This is a genomic window from Actinomadura sediminis (genome assembly GCF_042675525.1).
Taxonomy (GTDB): Bacteria; Actinomycetota; Actinomycetes; order Streptosporangiales; family Streptosporangiaceae; genus Spirillospora; species Spirillospora sediminis.
The window spans coordinates 1-20,519 of the sequence record NZ_JBHTJA010000028.1 but is presented as its reverse complement, the minus strand read 5'-3'; the positions used below and the strand labels follow the sequence as shown (position 1 = coordinate 20,519).

The 20,519-nt window shown below is 74.8% G+C and carries 23 protein-coding genes; 9 read left to right on the top strand and 14 right to left on the bottom strand.

Annotated features, from left to right (window positions below; all coding sequences use genetic code 11):
• Positions 1-7 precede the first annotated feature (7 nt).
• On the bottom strand, positions 8-1,156 hold the full coding sequence (locus ACFQ11_RS16225) for an acyl-CoA dehydrogenase family protein (protein WP_378299247.1): 1,149 nt from the start codon (positions 1,154-1,156) through the stop codon (positions 8-10).
• Positions 1,153-2,016, bottom strand: a complete 864-nt coding sequence (locus ACFQ11_RS16220; RefSeq protein WP_378299245.1) for an acyl-CoA dehydrogenase family protein — start codon at positions 2,014-2,016, stop codon at positions 1,153-1,155. The genes ACFQ11_RS16225 and ACFQ11_RS16220 overlap by 4 nt, the downstream gene beginning before the upstream one ends.
• Before the next feature lie 75 nt (positions 2,017-2,091).
• On the opposite strand from ACFQ11_RS16220, the gene ACFQ11_RS16215 reads away from it, so the two are divergent.
• Complete coding sequence (locus ACFQ11_RS16215) at positions 2,092-2,745, top strand: TetR/AcrR family transcriptional regulator (RefSeq protein WP_378299243.1); 654 nt, start codon at positions 2,092-2,094, stop codon at positions 2,743-2,745.
• A 40-nt stretch (positions 2,746-2,785) separates the two neighbouring features.
• On the opposite strand, the gene ACFQ11_RS16210 is transcribed toward ACFQ11_RS16215, so the two are convergent.
• From ACFQ11_RS16210 to ACFQ11_RS16200, 3 genes are read right to left on the bottom strand one after another with little or no spacing between them, the layout of a single operon-like run.
• Entirely contained in the window at positions 2,786-3,313 is a 528-nt protein-coding gene (locus ACFQ11_RS16210) for a DoxX family protein (RefSeq protein WP_378299241.1), read from the bottom strand.
• Position 3,314: 1 nt separating this feature from the next.
• Positions 3,315-3,578 (bottom strand): hypothetical protein, encoded by a 264-nt coding sequence (locus ACFQ11_RS16205; protein ID WP_378299239.1) that lies wholly within the window; start codon positions 3,576-3,578, stop codon positions 3,315-3,317.
• The gene (locus ACFQ11_RS16200) at positions 3,575-5,275 is read right to left on the bottom strand and encodes a thiolase C-terminal domain-containing protein (protein WP_378299237.1); all 1,701 of its coding nucleotides are present in this window, start codon (positions 5,273-5,275) and stop codon (positions 3,575-3,577) included. The genes ACFQ11_RS16205 and ACFQ11_RS16200 overlap by 4 nt, the downstream gene beginning before the upstream one ends.
• A gap of 128 nt (positions 5,276-5,403) precedes the next feature.
• Between ACFQ11_RS16200 and ACFQ11_RS16195 the strand changes: the two genes are divergently transcribed.
• Positions 5,404-6,579: an NAD(P)/FAD-dependent oxidoreductase gene (locus ACFQ11_RS16195; RefSeq protein ID WP_378299235.1), complete on the top strand. Its 1,176-nt coding sequence runs from the start codon at positions 5,404-5,406 to the stop codon at positions 6,577-6,579.
• A 31-nt stretch (positions 6,580-6,610) separates the two neighbouring features.
• Here ACFQ11_RS16195 and ACFQ11_RS16190 read toward each other — a convergent pair whose 3' ends face one another.
• Positions 6,611-8,071: an MFS transporter gene (locus ACFQ11_RS16190; RefSeq protein WP_378299233.1), complete on the bottom strand. Its 1,461-nt coding sequence runs from the start codon at positions 8,069-8,071 to the stop codon at positions 6,611-6,613.
• Positions 8,072-8,231: 160 nt separating this feature from the next.
• On the opposite strand from ACFQ11_RS16190, the gene ACFQ11_RS16185 reads away from it, so the two are divergent.
• Positions 8,232-8,687, top strand: a complete 456-nt coding sequence (locus ACFQ11_RS16185; RefSeq protein ID WP_378299231.1) for a MarR family winged helix-turn-helix transcriptional regulator — start codon at positions 8,232-8,234, stop codon at positions 8,685-8,687.
• A gap of 198 nt (positions 8,688-8,885) precedes the next feature.
• On the opposite strand, the gene ACFQ11_RS16180 is transcribed toward ACFQ11_RS16185, so the two are convergent.
• From ACFQ11_RS16180 to ACFQ11_RS16165, 4 genes are all read right to left on the bottom strand, one after another.
• Positions 8,886-10,253 carry a cytochrome P450 gene (locus ACFQ11_RS16180; RefSeq protein ID WP_378299229.1) on the bottom strand — a complete coding sequence of 456 codons (1,368 nt, stop codon included), beginning with the start codon at positions 10,251-10,253 and terminating at the stop codon, positions 8,886-8,888.
• A gap of 62 nt (positions 10,254-10,315) precedes the next feature.
• The gene (locus ACFQ11_RS16175; protein WP_378299227.1) at positions 10,316-10,507 is read right to left on the bottom strand and encodes a ferredoxin; all 192 of its coding nucleotides are present in this window, start codon (positions 10,505-10,507) and stop codon (positions 10,316-10,318) included.
• A gap of 34 nt (positions 10,508-10,541) precedes the next feature.
• Complete coding sequence (locus tag ACFQ11_RS16170; RefSeq protein ID WP_378299225.1) at positions 10,542-11,402, bottom strand: mycofactocin-coupled SDR family oxidoreductase; 861 nt, start codon at positions 11,400-11,402, stop codon at positions 10,542-10,544.
• Positions 11,403-11,439: 37 nt separating this feature from the next.
• Complete coding sequence (locus tag ACFQ11_RS16165) at positions 11,440-12,282, bottom strand: NAD(P)-dependent oxidoreductase (protein WP_378299223.1); 843 nt, start codon at positions 12,280-12,282, stop codon at positions 11,440-11,442.
• A 589-nt stretch (positions 12,283-12,871) separates the two neighbouring features.
• Here ACFQ11_RS16165 and ACFQ11_RS16160 point away from each other — a divergent pair.
• The 5 genes from ACFQ11_RS16160 to ACFQ11_RS16140 all read left to right on the top strand — a co-directional run bounded on the left by ACFQ11_RS16160 (position 12,872) and on the right by ACFQ11_RS16140 (position 17,195).
• Positions 12,872-13,765, top strand: a complete 894-nt coding sequence (locus ACFQ11_RS16160) for an NAD(P)-dependent oxidoreductase (RefSeq protein WP_378299221.1) — start codon at positions 12,872-12,874, stop codon at positions 13,763-13,765.
• 93 nt (positions 13,766-13,858) lie between these two features.
• Positions 13,859-14,917 (top strand): NAD(P)H-dependent amine dehydrogenase family protein, encoded by a 1,059-nt coding sequence (locus ACFQ11_RS16155; RefSeq protein WP_378299219.1) that lies wholly within the window; start codon positions 13,859-13,861, stop codon positions 14,915-14,917.
• A 68-nt stretch (positions 14,918-14,985) separates the two neighbouring features.
• Positions 14,986-15,417 carry a 4-carboxymuconolactone decarboxylase gene (gene pcaC, locus ACFQ11_RS16150; RefSeq protein WP_378299217.1) on the top strand — a complete coding sequence of 144 codons (432 nt, stop codon included), beginning with the start codon at positions 14,986-14,988 and terminating at the stop codon, positions 15,415-15,417.
• Positions 15,414-16,286 (top strand): NAD(P)-dependent oxidoreductase, encoded by an 873-nt coding sequence (locus ACFQ11_RS16145; RefSeq protein ID WP_378299215.1) that lies wholly within the window; start codon positions 15,414-15,416, stop codon positions 16,284-16,286. The genes pcaC and ACFQ11_RS16145 overlap by 4 nt, the downstream gene beginning before the upstream one ends.
• 57 nt (positions 16,287-16,343) lie before the next feature.
• Entirely contained in the window at positions 16,344-17,195 is an 852-nt protein-coding gene (locus ACFQ11_RS16140) for a DUF72 domain-containing protein (RefSeq protein WP_378299213.1), read from the top strand.
• A 19-nt stretch (positions 17,196-17,214) separates the two neighbouring features.
• Here ACFQ11_RS16140 and ACFQ11_RS16135 read toward each other — a convergent pair whose 3' ends face one another.
• Together ACFQ11_RS16135 and ACFQ11_RS16130 are read right to left on the bottom strand one after the other, a co-directional pair.
• Positions 17,215-17,694 (bottom strand): inorganic diphosphatase, encoded by a 480-nt coding sequence (locus ACFQ11_RS16135; protein ID WP_378299211.1) that lies wholly within the window; start codon positions 17,692-17,694, stop codon positions 17,215-17,217.
• Between the two features lie 70 nt (positions 17,695-17,764).
• Positions 17,765-17,914, bottom strand: coding sequence for a hypothetical protein (locus tag ACFQ11_RS16130; protein ID WP_378299209.1), 150 nt, complete (start codon positions 17,912-17,914; stop codon positions 17,765-17,767).
• Here ACFQ11_RS16130 and ACFQ11_RS16125 point away from each other — a divergent pair.
• Positions 17,906-18,289: a hypothetical protein gene (locus ACFQ11_RS16125; protein WP_378299207.1), complete on the top strand. Its 384-nt coding sequence runs from the start codon at positions 17,906-17,908 to the stop codon at positions 18,287-18,289. The genes ACFQ11_RS16130 and ACFQ11_RS16125 overlap by 9 nt on opposite strands.
• On the opposite strand, the gene ACFQ11_RS16120 is transcribed toward ACFQ11_RS16125, so the two are convergent.
• Complete coding sequence (locus ACFQ11_RS16120) at positions 18,273-19,211, bottom strand: PDR/VanB family oxidoreductase (protein ID WP_378299205.1); 939 nt, start codon at positions 19,209-19,211, stop codon at positions 18,273-18,275. The two genes, ACFQ11_RS16125 and ACFQ11_RS16120, sit on opposite strands and share 17 nt — an antisense overlap.
• A 209-nt stretch (positions 19,212-19,420) precedes the next feature.
• Positions 19,421-20,519: ATP-dependent helicase C-terminal domain-containing protein (locus ACFQ11_RS16115; protein ID WP_378299203.1), on the bottom strand; the 1,099-nt coding region annotated here is incomplete at its 5' end.

Below are 20,519 nucleotides of genomic sequence, written 5' to 3'. Positions count from 1 at the left end.
CGTCTCCTTATCTGGGCAGGCCGAGGACGCGCTCGGCGATGATGTTGCGCTGGATCTCGGACGTGCCGCCGGCGATCGTCCCGGCGAAGCTGCGGGCGTACCGTTCGAACCAGCTGCAGGAGAACGCCTCGTTGTTCATGTGGTTGGGCGGCGCCGTCCGGGCGGGATGCGCGAGCCCCTCGGCGCCCCGCTCCTCCAGGGCGTGCAGGGACGCCGCCTGCACGGCCTCGGAGCCGAGCAGCTTGAGCACCGACAGCTCCGCCGGGTCGGCCCCGTCGCCGAGGGCGCGGTACCCGAGCAGCCGCAGCGCCTGCAGGTCCATCTGCAGCGTCGCGTACCACTCCTGGTCGCTGGGCGCGTCCCGTACCAGGTCCTCGAGCCGCTCGGCGAAGCTCAGCCACAGCAGGGTCCGCTCGTGGCCGAGGGAACCGTGGGCGACGCCCCAGCCCTTGTTCAGCTCCCCGATCAGGTTCTCCTTCGGCACCCGCACGTCGGTGAAGAAGACCTCGTTGAAGTCCAGGTCGGCGGGGTCGGCGATGGACCCGAAGGGCCTGCGCACCACGCCCGGGGCGTCGGTGGGGACGAGCAGCACGCTGATCCCCTTGTGCTTGGGGGCGTCCGGGTCGGTCCGGACGAACGTCAGCAGCACGTCGGCGTCGTGCGCGCCCGACGTCCACACCTTCTGCCCGTTGACGACGAACGCGTCGCCGTCGAGGACCGCGCGGGTCCGCAGGCCCGCGAGGTCCGATCCGGCGCCCGGCTCGCTCATCCCGAGCGCCGCGGTGATCTCGGCGCGCAGGATGGGCACGGCCCACCGGCGCTTCTGCTCGTCGGTCCCGAACGTCAGGATCGACGCGGCGATGATGCCGACGCCCTGCGGGTTGAAGCTGTGGTAGATCCGCCGCCGCGACAGCTCCTCCAGGTGCGCGAGCTGCTGCGGGAGCGTCGCGTTCCGCCCGCCGAACTCGGGCGGGTTGCCCGGCAGGAGCCACCCGGCGTCGAACAGCGTCCGCTGCCACCGCCGCGCCCACTCCGGGACGTCCGCGCTCGACCTCGACCGCGGCACGGCCTCGGCGGCCGTCGGCAGGTGCGCGTCGAGGAACGCGGAGAACTCGGCGCGGAACGCCTCGACCTCCGGATCGGAACCCAGCCTCATCGCAGCAACGCCCTCCTGTGCTCGGCCGCCGTTCCCAGCAGCAGGTCGCAGGCCTTCGCCCGCTTGAGATGGATCTGCAGCTCGTTCTCCCAGGTGAATCCCATGGCCCCATAGAGCTGGAGACCGTTGCGGAAGACGACCCGCTGGCATTCGCCGGCGGCGGCCTTGGCCATCGCGGCGGCCCGGCCGCGGCGGGGGTCGTCCTCGGCGATGGTCAGGGCGGCGTAGTAGGCGAGCGCCCGGGCCCGCTCGATGGCGACGTGCATGTCGGCCGCCTTGTGCTTGACGGCCTGGAACGAGCCGATGGGCACGCCGAACTGGTGCCGGTCGCGGACGTGCGCGACGACCATGTCGAGGATGCGGCGGCAGCTGCCGACCGCGGTGATCGCCAGGCCCGTCAGCGCGAGGTCGGGGACCCCGGCGACGAGGCCCGGCCCGTCCGGCCGCACCGGCACGTGGGCGAGGTGGAGGGTGGGGTCGAAGGTGTCGACGCGCTCGGCGCCCGCGTCGGCGCCGTCCACGACGACGACGCCGTCCGCGGTCACCAGCGCGATCTCGTCCGCCCGGTCGGCGTCCAGGACGAACCGGCCGGTCCCGTCGCACACCGCCGTCCCCGCGCCCCGCGGCGGCCGCCCGGCGAGCGGGACGAACCACGTCGCGGTGGCGAGGAAGGGCGTCGGGTCGGCGACGTACCCGAGTTCCTCCAGCACGATCGCCAGCTCCACGGGCGGGGCGTCCAGCCAGCCCAGCTCGCGGTAGGCGGCCCACAGCTCGTCCTCGGGGCGCGACCGCGACTTGGCGACCGTTTCGCGGACCATCTGCCGCAGCAGCCGCTGGTCCTCATCGAACTCGAACTCCATGCGCGCGAGAATAGCATTCTCGCTGTTTGTAAGTAAGAGTCTCACATTTTGCTTTACCCGAGTATCATCAGCGAGGTGTCCGAGGTCGTGGAAGAACCCGCCTGGCGCCGACGCGCGGTCGAGCGCTCCACCCGAGCCGCCAAGCTCCGCGCCGAGCAGCGCGTCCAGCGCTTCCTCGACGCCGCGCAGGACCTGATGGCGGAGAAGGGGACGACCGACTTCACCGTGCAGGAGGTCGTGGACCGCTCCCGCCAGTCGCTGCGCAGCTTCTACCAGCATTTCGACGGCAAGCACGAGCTGCTGCTCGCCCTGTTCGAGGACGCCCTCGCCGCCGGGGCGGCCCAGGTCCGGGAGGCCGCCGGGCGCCATCGCGAGCCCCTGCCGCGGCTGCGGGCCGCGGTCGAGACCCTCTACGGGCAGTGCCGCCCGACGCCCGGGGAGAACCGACCGCTGTTCAGCGACTTCGCCCTGCGACTGCTCGTCAGGCACCCGCCGCAGGTGGCGGCCGCGCACCGCCCCATGCTGGACGTCTTCACCGAGCTCGTCGAGGAGGCCGCCGCGGCGGGCGCGGTCCGCCCGGGCCGGCCGCGCCGCCGGGCGGCCATGGTGATGCAGACGGTGATCTTCACCGCGCACAGCAGCGGCGGCGACGACGGCTCCGCCGCCCCGGTGACCGCGCCGGAGATCTGGCGGTTCTGCCTGCGCGGCATCGCCGTCGGCGGGGAGTAGCCGGGCCCGCCGTGACGGGCGGGCCCGGCTGCTCCCCCGCTCAGGCGGCCTCCTCTTCCGCCTGCGCGGCGGGCCGGCGGTCCGGACGCCAGAACGCGGCGAGGAGTCCCGCGGTCGCGGCGACCCCCACGCCGAGCGCGATGCCGCCGCCCGCCCAGCCGGCGAGCTCGATGCCCGCGGCGGCGTCCACCGAGATCGTCCCGGGGCCGAGCGCGGCGAGCGCGACGCAGACGACCGCGAGGACGAGGACGTACTCGTAGCCGTCCTTGAACACGAAGAACCCGTTCGACCGGTGCGCGAGCAGCCCGGCGACGAGCATCACCGACACGATCGCCGCGCAGGCCAGCGGCGTCAGCAGGCCGAGGACGAGCAGCGCGCCCGCGCCGATCTCGGTGAGCACGCTCAGCCACGCCTGCAGCGTCCCGTACCGCAGCCCGAGGCCGCCGAACCAGCCCGCGGTGCCCGCGATGCGGCCGCCGCCGCGCCAGTGGTTGTACCCGTGGACGATCATCGTGACGCCCACGACCAGCCGCACGGCCAGCAGGGCGACGGCTTCGGCTTCCGGCATCTCATTCTCCCGTCGGGTCGGTGAAGGCTCCGGTTCCGGAGCCGTCGTCGGCGTGGACGCGCGGCCGGGTGCGCGCCGACGCGCGGACCTCGGCGCACGCCGGCGCCTTCCGGTCATGGGCCGCGGCGGCGTGCCCGAGCCTCAGATTGTGGCCGCCGCCGGACCGCTCGTCGACGGTCGCGCGCGGTGATCCGCTGAACGGCGCGGTTCCGCGGGCCCGTCCCGGTCGCGGGTGCGCCGCGCGGGCGCGTTCGCCGCGCGTCACGCGTCCGTCCTCAGGAGCATCGCTCCGCCGGGGGTGAGACCGCCGCTGCTCACGACGGCGACCCGGGCGCCCGGCACCTGGCGCGCCCCGCCCTCGCCGCGGAGCTGGACGACCGCCTCGTGGACCAGCCCCATCCCGTGCGTCCGGCCGTGGGAGAGCTGCCCGCCGTGCGTGTTCAGCGGGAGGACGCCGTCCCGGGCGATGTTCCCGCCGCCGTCGAGGAAGTCCTTCGCCTCGCCGATGCCGCAGAACCCCAGCGCCTCGATCCACGAGAGGCAGTTGAGCGTGAACCCGTCGTAGAGCTGCGCGACGTCCACGTCGGACGGCCGCAGCGACGTGCGCGTCCACAGGTGGGCGGCGGGGCCGAGCACCTGCGGCTCGTGCGTCAGGGTGCTCTGGTCCCAGTCGATCCGCTCGGTGATCTGCGTGCCGACCGCCTCGACCAGGACGGGGGGCCTGGCGAGGTCCCGCGCGGCGTCCACGGCCGACACGATCACGGCGACGGCGCCGTCGCAGGGCACGTCGCAGTCGTAGAGGCCGAACGGCGTGGTGATCGGCCGGGCCTCCATGTAGTCGTCCATCGTCATCGGGGACCGGTAGATCGCCGTCGGGTTGAGGGCGGCGTTCGCGCGCTGGTTGAGGGCGATCCAGCCGAGGGTCTCGCGGGTCGTGCTGTACCGGTGGAAGTGCCGCTGGGCGTTCTGCGCGAGGGTGTGCGCCGCCGACGTCGCCCCGAACGGCGTCCGCCAGCTCGCGGCCCCCTCGACGCGGCCGCCGCCCGCGCCCGCGCCCGCGCCGCCGCGCCGCGTCAGCTCTCCGTGCGTGGTCTCCCACAGCGTCCGGAAGCAGAGGACGTGCCGGGCGAGCCCGCCCGCGACCGCCAGCATCGCCGCGATCAGCGAGCCGCCGGGCCCGAACGTCTCGGCGCCGCCGTTGTACCAGGCCGGCCGGAGGCCCAGCGCGGCCTCCAGGGCGGTCACGCCGCCCTCGCCGAACCCGCCGAACGCGCCCGCGCCGGGGTAGGTCGCCAGGCCGTCGATGTCGTCGAGCGTCAGGCCCGCGTCGGCGACCGCGCGCTCGCACGCCTGCACGGTGAGCGACAGCGGGTCCACCATCAGCCGGCGGCCGAGCTCGGAGGCGCCGATGCCGGTGAGGGCGGCCCTGTCCTCGAACTTGTCGGTGGTGGGCATCGGGCGGACGCGGGTCGCCATCCGCTCGGGTTCGACCTCGTCGGCGGGGAGCCCGGCGGGCGGGCCCTGCTCGGCGGCGGGCCGGAACAGCGGCAGCCACACGTCCTCGGCCCGTTCGAAGACGACCTCCATCCGCATGCCGAGCGCCAGGTCGGCGGGGTCGCACCCGACCGCGTTGGTCGTGAGCCGCACGCGGGCGTCGTCCTCGAGCGCGACCTGCGCCACGACGTACGGCGCCGGGAGGCCCGGCAGGCTGAACCGGTGGTTGACGGTGAACCCGATGAGGGTCGCGTACCCGGAGACCGCCCGCACGCCCAGCTTCGTCCCGCGGCAGTACCGGCACACCGGCTGCGGAGGGTGGATCAGGGCCGAGCACGCCCCGCACTCCTGCACGCGGAGGCGCCCGTCCGCGCCGGACGTCCAGAAGAACTCGTTCTCCGGGGTGAGCCGGGGCAGGGGCCGCCCCGCTCCGCCGCCCGCCTCGCCCCCGGTCCCGCTGCCGCCCACCGTGCCTCCTCGCTCCATGGCGCCTGGCGTCATGACCCTATAGTGCATTGAATTACAGTTCATTTTCTTGGATCATCGTTGATCCTACTGATGGGAGGCTCGCCTGTGAACAGCGAGGTGCACGCGCCGTGAGGTCACCGCGAAGCGTCGTCGTGGCGGGCGCGGGCGCGGCGGGCGTCGCCGCCGCCGAGACGCTCCGGCGCGAGGGGTACGCGGGTTCGCTCGTCCTGCTCGGTGCGGAACCGGCCCTGCCCTACGACCGTCCCCCGCTGTCGAAACAGGTGCTGACCGGCGCGTGGGAGCCCGGACGCACCGTGCTGCGCGACGCGGACCACTACGCCGGTCTGGACGTGCGGCTGGTGCGCGGCCGCGCGGCGGGACTCGACGTCGGGCGCGCGCTCGTCCGCGTCGAGGGCGCGCCGGACCTGCCGTTCGACGCCCTGGTGATCGCCACCGGCCTGCGACCGCGGCGGCTGCCGGAAGGCCGGGACCTCGCCGGCGTGCACGTGCTGCGCGACCGCCCGGACGCGCTGGCGCTGCGGGCCGACCTGGAGACCGCCCGGGCGGCCGGGCTCCGGGCGGTCGTCGTCGGCGCGGGCTTCCTCGGCCTGGAGGTCGCGGCGTCGGCGCGGAGCATGGGCCTGGAGGTGACCGTCGCCGACCCGCTTCCGGTGCCGATGATGCGCCAGGTCGGCCCGCGCGTCGGCGCCGCGGTCGCGGCGCTGCACCGCGACCGCGGCGTGGACCTGCGCATGGGCGCGGGCGTGCAGGAGATGGTGGCCGCGGACGGCCGGGTCACCGCCGTGACGCTGTCGGACGGGACGACCGTGCCCGCCGGGGTCGTGCTCGTCGCCGTCGGGGCCGAGCCCGCGGTGGAGTGGCTGCGCGGGTCCGGCGTGCCGCTCGGGGACGGCGTCGAGTGCGACGAGCACTGCCGCGCGGCGCCCGGGATCTACGCGGCGGGCGACGTCGCCTCGTGGCTCAACCCCCGGTACGGGCGGCGCATGCGGCTCGAGCACCGGATGAACGCCACCGACCAGGGCGCCGCCGCGGCGCACAACCTGCTGCACGGCGACGTCAGGCCGTTCGCTCCGCTCCCCTACTTCTGGAGCGACCAGTACGACGTGAAGATCCAGGCGCACGGCGTCTTCCCGGAGGAGAGCGACGTGACGATCGAGGAGGGGTCGGTCGAGGACGGGAGGTTCGTGGCCCTGTACCGGTCCGGGGGCGAGCTCACGGGCGTCCTCGGCTGGAACCTGCCCGCGCGCGTCCTGCCCTACCGGAAGCGGCTGCTGGAGCGGTGACCGCGCCCGGCGGGGCATCGCGGACGGGGCGTCAGCTCTTCGAGGCGGGCCCGGTCCCGGCCGGGACGGCGCCCCCGGCGGCCCGTTCGCCGGCGCCGCCGGGCGCCGGGCGGCCCGGGATCGTCAGCGCGACCAGCGCGGCGACCAGCGCGGCGCCGCAGCCGATCAGCAGGCCGGCGCGGAAGCCGTTCTCCGACGGCAGCGCGTGCCCGCCCAGCGTGACGGTCATCTCGGCCAGGACGACGCCGACCACCGCCGCCGCGACCGAGGTGCCGATGGAGCGCATCAGCGTGTTGAAGCTGTTGGCCGAGGCGGTCTCCGAGTGCGGCACCGCGCCCATGATCAGCGCGGGCATGGCCCCGTAGGCGAAGCCGACGCCGATGCTGATGATGCAGGTGAAGGCCACCACGCCCCAGGGCGATCCCATCATCGCCACGGAGCCGCCGTAACCGGCCGCGATGATCAGAGCGCCGGTGCAGAGGGTGACCTTGGGGCCGCGCGCGGCCGACAGCCGGGCGCCGAGCGGGGAGATCAGCATCATCATCAGGCCGGCGGGGGCCATCCACAGCCCGGCGGCCAGCATCGACTGGCCGAGCCCGTACCCGGCCGCCTCCGGGATCTGCAGCAGCTGCGGCCCGATCAGCGCCTGCGCGTACATCGCGAAGCCGATCATGATGGAGGCCAGATTCGTCAGCAGCACCGGGCGGCGCGCGGTGACCCGCAGGTCGACGAGGGGTTCGCGGGTCCGCAGCTCCCAGGCGCCCCACAGCGCGAAGAGGACGGCCGCGGCCGCGAGGAGCCCGACGGTGGTGCCGCTCGCCCACCCCCAGTCGCCGCCCTTGGAGACGCCGAGCAGGAAGCACACCAGCCCCGCGCCCAGGCCGACGGCGCCGACGAGGTCGATGCGCCCGCCGCCGCGCGCGGGGACGTCCGGCACCAGGAACCAGATCGTCACGGCCACCAGGAGGCTCAGCGCGGCCGAACCCCAGAACAGCGCGCGCCAGCTGGTGTTCTCGATCACCGCGGCGGAGAGCGGCAGCCCGAAGGCGCCGCCGATGCCCATCGACGAGCTCATCAGCGCGATCGCCGAGCCCAGCCGCTCGGGCGGCAGCAGGTCGCGCAGCGCGCTGATGCCGAGCGGGATCATGCCCATGCCGACGCCCTGCAGCCCCCGCCCGACGATCATCGGGACCACGGACCCGGAGACCGCGCAGACGACCGACCCGGCGATGAGCGGGATCATCAGGATCAGCAGCATCCGCCGCTTGCCGTACAGGTCGCCGAGCTTCCCCGTCACCGGCATCGCGACCGCGCTCGCCAGCAGCGTCGCGGTGACCACCCACGCGGCGTTGGACGCGCTGGTGCCGAGCAGCCGCGGCAGCTCGCCGATCAGCGGCACCACCAGCGTCTGCATGAGCGACGCGACGATACCGGCCACGGCGAGCACGCCGACGATTCCCCCGGAGCGCCCCCGGGCCGTGGAGTCCTCCACGTTGCACACACCCCTCGTTGTCCGAACGATTCAGCGTGTGCAACATACATACAATGTGTCATATGCACAACTTATGCAGCATGCACATCCCTGTGATAAGCATGCTGACGTGCGGGGACGGACTCCCGGCGAGCGCGCAGTGATCGAGAGAAGGACCGGCGTGGACAAGCCCATAGAACGGGTCGAGTTCGAGACGATGCTGCTCACGCGGCACACCCTCACGACGGTCCGGCGGGCCGGCCAGGAGACGGGCGGGCTGGAGCGCAGCGCCTACATCCTGCTGAGCCGGATCCGGCTGGAGGGGCCGATGTCCATCCGGGAGCTCAGCGACGTCTTCCGGCTCGACCAGTCCACGCTGAACCGGCAGACGTCCGCCATGCTGCGCGCCGGGCTCGTCGAGCGCATCGCCGACCCCGGTGCCGGCATCGCCCGGAAGTTCCGCGTCACCGAGGAGGGCGCCCGCCGCCTCGACGACGAACGGGAGCGGATCGTCCGGGGCCTGGAGAGGGTCCTGCACGACTGGACGGCCGAGGAGGTCGAGACGTTCGCCGGGTACCTCGAACGCTTCAACACCGACATCGAGCGCCTGTCCGGAGGGGCCTGGCCCCGCCCCTGAACCGCGCGCCCCTCACCGGGCGCACGCCGCCGGACGGAACCCGCGCCGGACGAGGCCGCGCGCGGGCCGTCCGGTGCGCGGCGGCACCCGCGCGGGAGGCCGCCCCGGGCATGCCGGGGGCCGGTGCGATCGCCGCGCCGACGATCGCACCGGCCCCGGTGCCCCGCTCCCGGAGGGGTCGCCGGGAGCGGACGCGCCTCAGTCGATCTCGGCCCGTGCCTTCCGGACCGTCACCGGCTCGGCGAGCCGCTGCTCGTCACAGATCCGCTGCATCCGCTCGATGGTCTCGTCGAGGCCCGCCCCCAGCCGCTCGCCCGGGGTGAAGGCGGCCGGGAGCTTGCGCATCCCGTTGATGACGCCGATCGTGTCGTAGTGCACCGCGCCTTCGGGGTCGCAGCGGTAGTCGGGCATCCGGTCGAGCACCTGCAGCAGCATCCGCTTGAACACCGTGCGCGCGACGTTCGAGCCGATGCACCGGTGGATGCCGATCCCGAAGCTGCTGTGCCGGTTGTTCTTGCGGGCGAGGTCGATCGTGTTCGGCTCGGGGAAGACCTTGGCGTCCCGGTTGGCCATGGCCCACGACAGCCAGAGCCGCTCGCCCTCCTTGAAGGCGGTCCCGGCGATCTCGCAGTCGGCGGAGATCGTGCGCCCGTCGCCCGGCGCGGGCGTGTAGTAGCGCAGGAACTCCTCGGTCGCCGAGTTCAGCAGGGTGTCGCGCTCGCGGCTGAGCCGGTCGCGCTCCTCCGGGTGCTCCGAGAGCCACTCCAGCGCGTGCGCGGTGAGGGCCGTCGTGGTGTCGAACCCGCCGCCGATGATGAGCCCGAGCGTCCCGACCTGGTCCTCGAACGGCGGCGGCGCACCGTCGATCTCGAGCCGGGCGATCTCGTCGATCAGCCCCGGCCGCGGGTTCCGCTGGATCTCGAAGAACTGGCCGACGAGATGGCGGCCCATCTCCTTGTGCAGCTCGGCGACCCGCTCCGCCTCCGGCGTGTTCGGCCGCGTGTACACGGCGGCGTGCACCGGCTCGTTGTAGACGACCCAGTCCTTCATCGGAATCCCCATCATCCCGAGCGTGAGGACCGCCGGGACGACGTTGGCCAGATCGTCGACGAAGTCGATGCGGCCGCTCTCGATCCTCTCGTCCAGGCAGGCGCGCACCAGCTCGTCGATCACCGGGATCCACCGGTTGATCGCGGCCGGGGACAGGTACGGGTTCAGCGCCTGCCGGTAGTACCGCTGCGCGGGCGGGTCCATCTCCAGGAAGCCGCCGGTGCTGCCCTTCCCACGTTCGGGCGCCGGGATGGAGATGCCCTGGTATCCGCGCCGCTCCCCCTTCACGTCGTGGTCGTTCGACACGCGGTCGGCCGACCGGGCGAGCTCGAACACCTCGCGGTTGCCCGCGGCGACCCAGTGGCCGCCGTAGGTCTCGGTCCAGGCGATCGGGCACTTCTCGTGCATTTCCTCGGTGATCGCCTCGAACTGTCCGCGGTACTCCGGCGCGTGCCGGTCGAAGTGGTACCGATTCTGCTTACGGTCGTCGTCGGTGACGACGTCATCCGCACCCATATTGCCCTTCTCCAAACTGGCTCTAGGTCGGGGTCATCGCGGTGGGAGCCGGACGCGGGCCGTCAGTCGACGGAGATCGCGCGCTCGGGACACGAGTTGACCGCCTCGACGACCTGCGCTTCCCGGTCCGGCGGAACGTCCTCCCGCACCACGCGCGAGTGGCCGTCGACATCGCGGAGCTCGAAGACCTCCGGAGCGATCATCGCGCAGAGCGTGTGGCCCTGGCACCGTTCCGAATCGACGCGCACCTTCACGCTCGTTCCTCCTGCCTGATCGTCGCCGTCGCTTTCAGACGTGGTAGTCGTGCCACTTCAGATATCCGCCCGCGTCCACCCGCATCTGCATCCCGGTCACGAACTTCGACTCGTCCGACGCGAGGAAGAGGACCGTGTCGCTGATGTCGCCCGGCTCCACGTAGGAGACGGGGAACGCCTGCTGCACCGCGAACGCCGGCTCGGCGTCCTCACGGGTCGGGTTCTCCAGGTCGGGGCGGAACGAGCGGTACATCGGCGGGCTCTGCAGCATCGGCGTGTTGCAGTTCGTCGGGTGGACCACGTTGATCCGGATCCGCTGCGGCGCGAGGTTGCGCGCCAGCTCGTGCGCGTACTCCGACAGCGCCCGCTTGGTGAACGCGTAGCCCGCCCCGCCGGGGTTCGACCCGGGCGTCTGGACGATGCCGTGGTTCATCAGCGCCGCCGCGGAACCGGTCGCGATGATCGAGGCGCCCTCGCCGAGGTGCGGCAGCGCCACCTGGATCGCGTTGATCGTGCCGACCAGGTTCACGTTGACGACGTCGGTCCACGCCTGCAGCGGCGGCTCGCCGTGCAGCGGCGCGATGCCGGCCTGCGCGACGACGACGTCCAGCCGGCCGAGCTCGCGCACGCCCCGCTCCACCGCGTCGGCGAGCCGCGCGGCGTCCCGCACGTCCGCCTGCACCGCCACGACGCGGCGTCCCGCGGCCTCGATCAGCCGCGCCGTCTCCTTGAGGTCGTCCGGACCGGCCAGTTCGTAGCCGACCGACTCGATGTCCCGGCAGATGTCGACCGCGATGACGTCCGCGCCCTCTTCGGCCAGCCGCACCGCGTGGCTGCGCCCCTGCCCGCGGCCCGCGCCCGTGACGAACGCGACCTTCCCCTCCACACGTCCCATTGGTGCCGTCCCTTTCCTGTTCTGCCGCCCGTTCCGGTCAACCGGCGGTGGATGTTCTCGTCCGCTCGCCCGCGGCGGCGTCCAGTGCCGCGGTCAGCGCGTCCAGGCCGCCGCCCAGCGCGCCGAGATCCGCGCCGTGCCCGGCGGTGACCCGCCGCACGACGTCCATGTCCTTGCCGAGGAACCCGCCCACCGCTTCGGCGAACCGCGCGACCGAGCCGCGCGCCGCGACGCCCGCCAGAGCCCGGCTCGACGCGCTGCCGTGCCCGAGTGCCTCGAGCAGCACGGGCTCCGCGACGCCGAACGCCGCGCCCAGCCGGACCGCCTCGGCCAGCAACCCGATCTGCGCGGCGAACAGCGCGTTGTTGAGCAGCTTGACCCGCCGGCCCGCGCCCAGCGGCCCGACGTGCAGGACGGGGTCGCCGTAGCAGCCCAGCGCGGGCCGGACCCGCGCCACGGCGTCGTCGGCGCCGCCCGCGAAGAGGGAGATCCGCCCGGCCGCGATGTCGTGCGGGCCGCCGCTGACGGGCGCGTCGACGACCTCCACGCCCCGCGCGGCGGCGCGCCGGGCGACGGCCTCGGCCGTGTCCGGGTCCCCGGTGGTGTGGAGGACGACGACCGACCCGCGCGGCATCCGGTCCGTCAGCGGGCCGTCGAGGCACACGTCCCTGACCTGGGCGTCGTCGAAGACGCACACCAGGACGGCGGCCGCGTCCTCCCCGGCGGCCGCGACGTCGGCGACGGGGCGGGCGCCGTCCGCGGCGAGGGCCGCGCGCGCCTCGGCCGTCCGGCCCAGCACGCGGACCTCGTGACCGGCCCGGACGAGGCGGCCCACCATCGGGCGGCCCATCCGGCCCGCTCCGACGAATCCGAGGCGCATCGGCGGCTCCTGTTCGCGCGTGGTCGCCGTGCGGGTCGCGGCGCGGTGGCCGGCCCGGACGACGTCGATCCCCGGTGGGGCTCTCAGGTGACCGCGACACTAGCCAGGCTCAACGTTTTGAGCAATAGGTCACGCAGGTGAACAACAATTCAAAGTGTTGATTCAGCCTTTCCGGACGACCTCCGGCCGGGACGTCGCCACCCCTCTCGCGCGTCGCATCGACGCTGGTCAGCGCACCCTCCGGGCGTCACGTGGAGCGTTCGTCCGCAGGCCGTGCCGATGCGGCGCCAAGACGTCGCGAGACGTGACCGCACGCCCCGGCGGTGCGGCCGTGCACTGTTGACGCCCCGGCGCCCGGCTGCTTTTCTTCGCCGTGGGCGGCCGGCCGGCGCGAGGAGCACCGGGTTCCCGGTCGTCCCGGCGCCGGGCGGCGGCCCGGCGACCGGGCCCGTGCACGGGCCCGCCCGTCTACCCGGACGGCGGCGCGCCGCGGAAGCCCTCGCGCCCGCGCCGCCCGCGGCGCCGCGGCCCGTGCCGCCGACGCCGGCACCGCAGAACCGTCCGAGAGACGCCGTCCGAAGGAGCGCCGATGAGCGGACCGACAGCGACCCCACCGACGGGGACACCGACCGGGACACCGACCGCGAGCACGTCCGCGGCGAAGGCGCGCGTCGGCTTCGTCGGGCTGGGCGGCCAGGGCGGGCCCATGGCCCGCCGGATCGTCGAGGCCGGGCACCCGACGACGCTGTGGGCCCGCCGCCCGGGCTCCCTCGAACCGTTCGCCGACACCGCCGCGAGGACCGCCGCCTCCCCCGCGGCGATGGCGGCCGACTGCGACGTCGCCTGCGTCTGCGTGGTCGACGACGCCGACGTCGAGCAGGTCGTCGCCGGGGAGGACGGGATCCTGGCAGGACTCCCCGAGGGCGGGGTGGTCGTCGTGCACAGCACGGTGCACCCCGACACTTGCCTGCGTCTCGCCGACCTGGCCGCCGCGCGGAACGTGTCCGTGGTGGACGCGCCGGTCAGCGGGGGCGGGCACGCGGCCGCGGAGGGACGGCTGCTGGTGATGGCGGGCGGCGAGGACGCGGCCGTCGAGCGCTGCCGCCCGGTGTTCGCGACCTACGCCGACCCGGTCGTCCACCTCGGCCCGCTCGGGTCCGGGCAGCTCACCAAGCTGCTCAACAATGTGCTGTTCACCGCGAACCTCGCGACGGCCGCGGGCGCCCTCGCCCTGGGCCGGTCGCTCGACGTCGACCCGGCCCGCCTCGCAGAGGTGATCGCGCACGGCAGCGGGGCCAGCTTCGCGCTCGGCCGGGTCGCGGCGGCGGGCGGCACGCTCGACCCGATGGCGGCCCGCGCGGGGGCGCTGCTGCGCAAGGACGCGCGGCTGCTGGCCGCCGTCGCGGAAGCGGCGGGCGTGCCCCCGGGCCCGGTCCTGCGCGCCGCGGACGACGCCCTGGACCTCATGGACCACCGCAGGTGAGAGGGCCGCACGGAGCCCCTCGACTGGTCCGGCATTGACCATCTCCCCTAGTGAGATTAGCGTTCTCGTCATTGGAGAGCGAGGTGGCTGCACATGCCGGAGACCCCCCATGCGGACGAGCGATCGCGGCACCGGGTCGTCCAATGGGCCACCGGGAACATCGGCGCGCGGGCGCTGCGGGCGGTGATCGAGCACCCGGCCCTGTCCCTGGCCGGAGCGTACGTGCACTCGCCCGCCAAGGCCGGGAAGGACGCCGGTGACCTGTGCGGTGCCGGGCCGACGGGCGTCACCGCCACCCGTGACGTCGGCGAGATCCTGACGCTGCGCCCCGACTGCGTCCTCTACATGCCGGCGGCCTGCGACCTCGACACGGTCTGCCGGCTGCTCGAGGCGGGCGCGAACGTCGTCACGACGCGGGGCGAGTTCCACCGTCCCGGCAGCATGGACCCCGACGTCCGCCGGCGGGTCGAGGCGGCGTGCGAGCGCGGCGGCGCCTCGATCCACAGCACCGGCAGCAGTCCCGGGTTCATCACCGAGGCGGTGCCGCTGGTGCTCACGTCGGTCCAGCGGCGCCTCGACCGGCTGACGATCAGCGAGTTCGCCGACCTCTCGCGGCGCGACTCCCCCGGACTGCTGTTCGACGTCATGGGCTTCGGCCGTCCTCCCGCCGACATGGACGAGCGCCGCCTGTCCCATGGGCGCGTCAGCTTCGGCCCGTCCCTGGCGCTCGTCGCCGACGCGCTCGGCCTGCCGCTGGACTCCCTCGAGGCGTCCGGGGAGGTCGCGACCGCGCCGCGCACGGTCCGCATCGCCGCGGGCGAGATCGCGGCCGGGACCGTCGCCGCGCAGCGCGTCACGGTCTCCGGCGTCCGCGCGGGGCGGGCCCTGCTGCGCTTCCGCGCGACCTGGTACTGCACCACCGAACTCGACGCCGACTGGGACGTCCGCGCCACCGGCTGGCACATCGCGGTGGAGGGCGACGCCCCGCTGGACGTCGACCTGCGGTTCCCCGTCCCGCTCGACCGGATGGCCGCGACCACCCCCGGCTACACCGCCCACCGGGCGGTCAACGCCGTCCCGTTCGTCTGCGCCGCCGCGCCCGGCATCCGCACGACCGCCGACCTGCCGCAGATCGTCGCCGCGCTCGGCTGAGCGCGCCCGCCTTCACCACCGAGCACGAGCCACCGACGCACGAGCCACCGACGCACGAGGAGCAGCCGTTGAGCGCCGCCGACGCGAACCCGTCCCTTTTCGACCGGGGCCTGGCGACCCGCCGGGAGGTGCTCGGCCGCGCGCACGTGGAGCGCTCCATGGCCGGGGTGAGCGGGTTCTCCCGCCCCGTCCAGGAACTGGTCACCGAGTTCTGCTGGGGCGCCGTGTGGACCCGCGACGGCCTCGACCGGCGCACCCGCAGCCTGATCAACCTCGGGATGCTGACGGCGCTGGGCCGCGACCACGAACTCGCGGTGCACGTTCGCGCGGCGGTCACCAACGGCTGCACGGTCGCCGAGATCCGCGAGGCACTGCTCCAGACGACGGTGTACTGCGGCGTCCCGGCGGCGACGCACGCGTTCCGCATCGCCGAGCGGGTGCTCCGGGAACTGGACGAGCTCGCGGACGAGCCCGCCGGCGACGGGACGGCGGAACGATGAGCGGGCGCGCACCGATCCGGACGGTCGGGTTCGTCGGCCTCGGCAACATGGGGCGGCCGATGTCCCGGCGGCTCGCGGAGGCCGGGCTGCGGGTCCGGGCCCACGACCCCGTGCCGCCCTCCGGGGACCTCCCGGACGGCCTCGTGCTCGCGGCGTCGCCCGCCGACGCCGCGCGGGGCGCCGGCGCCGTCGTGCTCATGCTGCCGGACAGCGACATCGTGGAGGGCGTCGTCGACGGCCTGCTCGACGCGCTGGACCCCGGCTCGGCGCTGATCGACATGGGGTCCAGCCGTCCCCTGTCCACGCGGAAGCTCGCGGCCCGGGCCGCGGAACGGGGCGTCGCGTTCGTGGACGCCCCCGTGTCCGGCGGGGTGAAGGGCGCCGGGGGCGGTACGCTCACCGTCATGGCCGGCGGCGCCGCCGCGGACGTCGAGCACGTCCGCCCGCTCCTGGACGTGCTGGGCCGCACCGTCGTGCACGCCGGGGGCGTCGGGGCCGGGCACGCGCTGAAGGCGTTCAACAACCTGCTGTCGGCCTCCCACCTGCTGGCGACCGCCGAGGTGGTGCGGGCGGGGAGCCGCTTCGGGCTCGACCCGGCGGTCATGATCGAGGCGATCAACGCGTCGAGCGGCCGCTGCGCCTCCACCGAGGTCAAGTGGCCGGACTTCGTCCTCACCGGCCGCCACGACTCCGGTTTCGGCCTGTCGCTGATGCTCAAGGACATGCGGATCGCGGCCGAGCTGGCGGAGGCGCAGGGCGAGCCGCTGGCGTTCGGGCGGGCCGCCGTGGACCTGTGGGCTGCGGCCGCCGAGGACCTCGGCCCGGACGCCGACCAGACCGACATCGCCCGGTGGCGGGGCCGCGCCTGACCGCCCGGCCGAGGCGGCGGACGCCCGGTGGCGGGCTCGCACGATAACGTCGGGGCCGTGCGGCTTCATGTGGGATGCGCGATGTGGAACCTCGCCCCGTGGCAGGGGCGCTACCTGCCCCGCGCGCTGCCCGCCGGCGAGCGCCTGCGCGCCTACGCGTCGTGGTGCAACGCGGTCGAGGGCAACACGACCTTCTACGCGACCCCGTCGAGGGACGCGGTCGAGTCGTGGGCGCGGCAGACGCCCCCCGACTTCAGGTTCGTGCTGAAGCTGCCCAAACCGGTCACGCACGGGAGCCGGCTGGCGGGCGCCGACGACGAGCTGCGCGCGTTCCTCCACGCGGTCGAGCCGCTCGGGCCGCGCGCCCACGCCCTGTGGGTGCAGTTGCCCGGGTCGTTCGGGCCGGGTGACGTCGGGACGCTCGCGCGGTTCCTGCGGCGGCTGCCCGCGTCGCACCGGTACGCGGTCGAGGTGCGGCACCGCGCGTTCTTCGAGGAGCCCCGGGCGGCGGCGCTCCTGGAGCGCGCGCTCGCCGAGACCGGCACCGAATGGGTGCCGTTCGACACCACGACGCTGTTCCGGAGCCCGCCGACCAGCGACGCCGAACGCGACGCGTGGACGAAGAAGCCGCGGATGCCGCGGCGCGCGGCGGCGCTCACCGGGCGCCCGATCGTCCGCTACCTCGGCCGCGACGACGCGGGCCGCACCGTCGAGGGCTGGCAGGGGTGGGTCGCGACGGTCGCCGGGTGGCTGCGCGAGGGCCGCACGCCGACCGTGTTCGTCCACACGCCGGACAACGCCGAGGCCCCCGAGCTCGCCCGGCGCTTCCACGACGAGGTGCGGGCGCTGGTGCCGGGGCTCGAGCCGCTGCCGGAGCCGGAGCCCGCCGGTCCGCCGACCCTCTTCTGACGGCCCGCCCCGCCGCGGGTCAGCCCTTCGCGCGCGCGGCCGAGTCGGCGATCTCCCGGTCGGCGACCTCCCGGCCCTGCCAGCCCCGGACGTCGGCGCTCTTGCCCGGCTCGAGGCTCTTGTAGATGTCGAAGAAGTGGCCGATCTCGTCGAGGATGTACGCGTGGACGTCCCGCAGGTCGCGGATGCCCTCGTAGCGGACGTCCCGTGCCGGGACACCGAGGATCTTCGCGTCCGGGCCGTGCTCGTCCAGCATCCAGAAGACCCCGACGCTGCGGACGGTCACCTGGCAGCCGGGGAAGGTCGGCTCCTCCAGCAGGACCATCGCGTCGAGGGGGTCGCCGTCCTCGGCGACGGTGCCCGGGATGTAGCCGTAGTCCACCGGGTACTGCGTCGAGGTGAACAGCATGCGGTCCAGCCGGATCCGCCCGAGCCGGTGATCCATCTCGTACTTGTTCCGCGATCCCCGCGGGATCTCGACGATCATCTCGGTCTCCATCGGTTCCCCCCTCGCAACGCGCGTCCCTCCCCGGGAGTTCGCCGCTGAGAACGTCCCGAAACCGGTTCGGTCACGCCGATCCGCCGCCGGACGCGGCGCCCGTCCGGGCGGCGACCTCGCGCAGCCAGGTGTGCGCGGCGCCGTGCGCGTGCACGGCATGCCACCAGAACGCCTCCTGCACCGGCACCGCCTCGGACGGGCACGGCACGCCGTGCGGCATGAGCACTCCGTCCACCGCGCTCAGCAGCGCGCCGGCGCGGCGCCGAACACCGCCACCGCGCAGTCGGACGCCATGATCGTGAACTCGCACGAGCCCGAGGGCGGGCGCCCGCCCGAACGGGTCCGCGCGGAGACCGCCGCGATGCTGGACCGGCGCGCCGCCGAGGACGAACCGTACGCGTTCATCGGGCTGCCGTCGTCCGTCACCGGGCCATCTCCCGCACTGATCCGCCGCCCCGCCCGACGGCACTGGGCCGCCGGGCATTACGCCGCCGGGCGGGTACGGGGCCGCGCTCGGGTGCCGCACGGGCGTTCGTGCGAGGCGCCCGCGGCACCGCGCGTCGAGGCCCCGCCTCCCCTCAGAGTTCGAGGGTGAGGCGGGGGCCCCGGGAGCGGGACACGCAGATCATCATGAAGCCGCCGTCCGCGCGTTCGGCGTCGGTCAGGACCGCGTCGCGGTGGTCGGGCTCGCCTTCCAGGACGGGCGTCTCGCAGGTGCCGCAGGTCCCTTCGCGGCACGACGAGAGGACGTCGACGCCCGCCTTCTCGACGGCCTCCAGGATCGAGCACCCCGCCGGGACCTCGACCGTCTTGCCGCTCAGGGCGAGCTCCACCTCGAACGCCTCGCGCGGGCCGGTGTCGGGCCGGGCGGCGAACCGCTCGGTGCGCAGGGCGCCGGGCGCCCGCTCCGCGCAGCGCTCCTCCACGGCCGCGATCATCGGTTCCGGGCCGCAGCAGTACACGAGCGTGCCCGGTTCGACCGAGGCGAGCGCGGCGTCCAGATCGAGCGGCCCGGACTCGTCCTGCGGCCGCACCTCGACGCGGTCCCCGTAGCGGGACAGCTCGTCGAGGAAGGCCATCGCGGAGAGCCGCCGCCCGCCGTACAGCAGCCGCCAGTCCGCGCCCGCCGCCTCGGCCGCCGCCGCCATCGGCAGGATCGGCGTGATGCCGATGCCGCCGGCGAGGAAGAGGTAGCGCGGCGCGTCCTCGAGCGCGAAGTTGTTGCGGGGCCCGCGCGTCCGCAGCCGGTCCCCGGGGCGGATCCGCTCGTGCACGATCGTCGAGCCGGGCCCCTCCTTGAGCACGCCCAGCCGCCACGTCCCGTCCTCCGGGTCGCCGCACAGCGAGTACTGCCGCACGACGTCGTCCCCGAGCAGCACGTCGATGTGCGCGCCGGGCCGCCACGGCGGCAGCGCGCCCCCGTCCGCGGCCCGCAGGGTCAGTCCCACGATGCCGTCGGCCAGATCCGTCCTCTCGGCGACGACGACCTCGGTCTCGATGGCGTTGTCCCCGGCCACTCGGCCCCTCCGGCGTTCTACGGCGTCTGGTCACGACGACCATGTCGGGAGGCGCCCGCGCACGTCAGCCGAGGTTCCGTCAAACGGAAGAACTCGACGGCCGCCGGGCCTACGGAGGTCCGGCCCGCCCGGACGGTTCACCCGGGCGTTCGCCACCGCACGCGGGTCCGGGGCCGTCCGCCCGGCTCGCGGGACGGTCCGGCGGCGCGTCAGCGGCGGCGGCCGGTTCGTCTCGTCGGGACGGCCGATGCCGGATCGTCGGGCCACGGATGGCGGGGGTACCGGCCGCGCAGCTCGGCGCGGACCGCCCGGTACCCCTCCCGCCAGAACGACGCGAGGTCGGCGGTGACGGCGGCGGGACGCCCCGCCGGGGACAGCAGATGCACCACCACCTGCACGCGACCGCCCGCGAGGCGGGGCGCGGCGTCCCACCCGAACAGCTCCTGCAGCTTCACGGCCAGGACCGGCTGCTCCGGCGCGTAGTCCACGCGGATCCGGGAGCCCGACGGCACCTCGATCCGCTCGGGCGCCAGCTCGTCCAGGCGCGCCGCGAGGTCCCACGGGAGCAGGCCGCGCAGGGCCGCCGCCACGTCGATGCGGGCGAGGCCGGCGCGGTCGCGGGCGCCCGCGGCCGCCGCCCAGTCCGGGACGTGCCCGAGCAGCGCGTCGTCGTCCACCGCGGGCCACGGCTCCCCCAGCGTCCGGTGCAGGAACGCGAGGCGTTCGCGGAGCGACCGCGCGGCGGGCGTCCAGGTCAGCGCGCTCGTGCCCAGCGCGCGGACCCCGTCGCGCAGCGCCGCCCGCACCCGCTCGGGATCGGGGTCGCGCAGCGGGCGCGCGCCCAGCTCGATCGCGCCGAGCCGCTCGACCCGCCGCGCCACCACGTCCCCGTCCCGCCAGGCGACCTCCTCGCCGGACGCCGCGAGGGGCGCGGCCGCGAACCGGGCGACGTCCTCGTCGATCACCACGGCCTGCCGGATCCGCGCCGACGCCGCGCCCGCGGGACGGTCGGCCGCCGCGATCGCGAGCCACCGGGGCCGCGCCCCGGCGAGCGCCGACCCGTCGGCGAGGGCCGCGCCCGTCCCGGACGCCATCAGGTAGTCGCGCCCGCCGTCCGCGCGGACCCGCGCGACCCGCTCCGGAAACGCGAGCGCGACCACCGCCCCCGCCACCGCGTCGTCCCCCGCGAACGGGCCCGCCGAGACGTCCTCCTCGGGCGCCGCGGGCGGCGCCTCCGGCCCGGCGAGGGCGGCCCGGAGGCGGCGGGACTCGTCGCGCCAGCGGGCGGCGACGGCGTCGGCGGACAGG

Coding starts and splice junctions, on each gene's coding strand:
- ACFQ11_RS16160 (WP_378299221.1), top strand. CDS start 12,872: ATGAGCGGACCGACAGCGACCCCACCGACGGGGACACCGACCGGGACA.
- ACFQ11_RS16180 (WP_378299229.1), bottom strand. CDS start 10,253: ATGGGTGCGGATGACGTCGTCACCGACGACGACCGTAAGCAGAATCGG.
- ACFQ11_RS16155 (WP_378299219.1), top strand. CDS start 13,859: ATGCCGGAGACCCCCCATGCGGACGAGCGATCGCGGCACCGGGTCGTC.
- ACFQ11_RS16225 (WP_378299247.1), bottom strand. CDS start 1,156: ATGAGGCTGGGTTCCGATCCGGAGGTCGAGGCGTTCCGCGCCGAGTTC.
- ACFQ11_RS16135 (WP_378299211.1), bottom strand. CDS start 17,694: ATGGAGACCGAGATGATCGTCGAGATCCCGCGGGGATCGCGGAACAAG.
- ACFQ11_RS16145 (WP_378299215.1), top strand. CDS start 15,414: ATGAGCGGGCGCGCACCGATCCGGACGGTCGGGTTCGTCGGCCTCGGC.
- ACFQ11_RS16210 (WP_378299241.1), bottom strand. CDS start 3,313: ATGCCGGAAGCCGAAGCCGTCGCCCTGCTGGCCGTGCGGCTGGTCGTG.
- ACFQ11_RS16130 (WP_378299209.1), bottom strand. CDS start 17,914: ATGCCGCACGGCGTGCCGTGCCCGTCCGAGGCGGTGCCGGTGCAGGAG.
- ACFQ11_RS16170 (WP_378299225.1), bottom strand. CDS start 11,402: ATGGGACGTGTGGAGGGGAAGGTCGCGTTCGTCACGGGCGCGGGCCGC.
- ACFQ11_RS16220 (WP_378299245.1), bottom strand. CDS start 2,016: ATGGAGTTCGAGTTCGATGAGGACCAGCGGCTGCTGCGGCAGATGGTC.
- ACFQ11_RS16165 (WP_378299223.1), bottom strand. CDS start 12,282: ATGCGCCTCGGATTCGTCGGAGCGGGCCGGATGGGCCGCCCGATGGTG.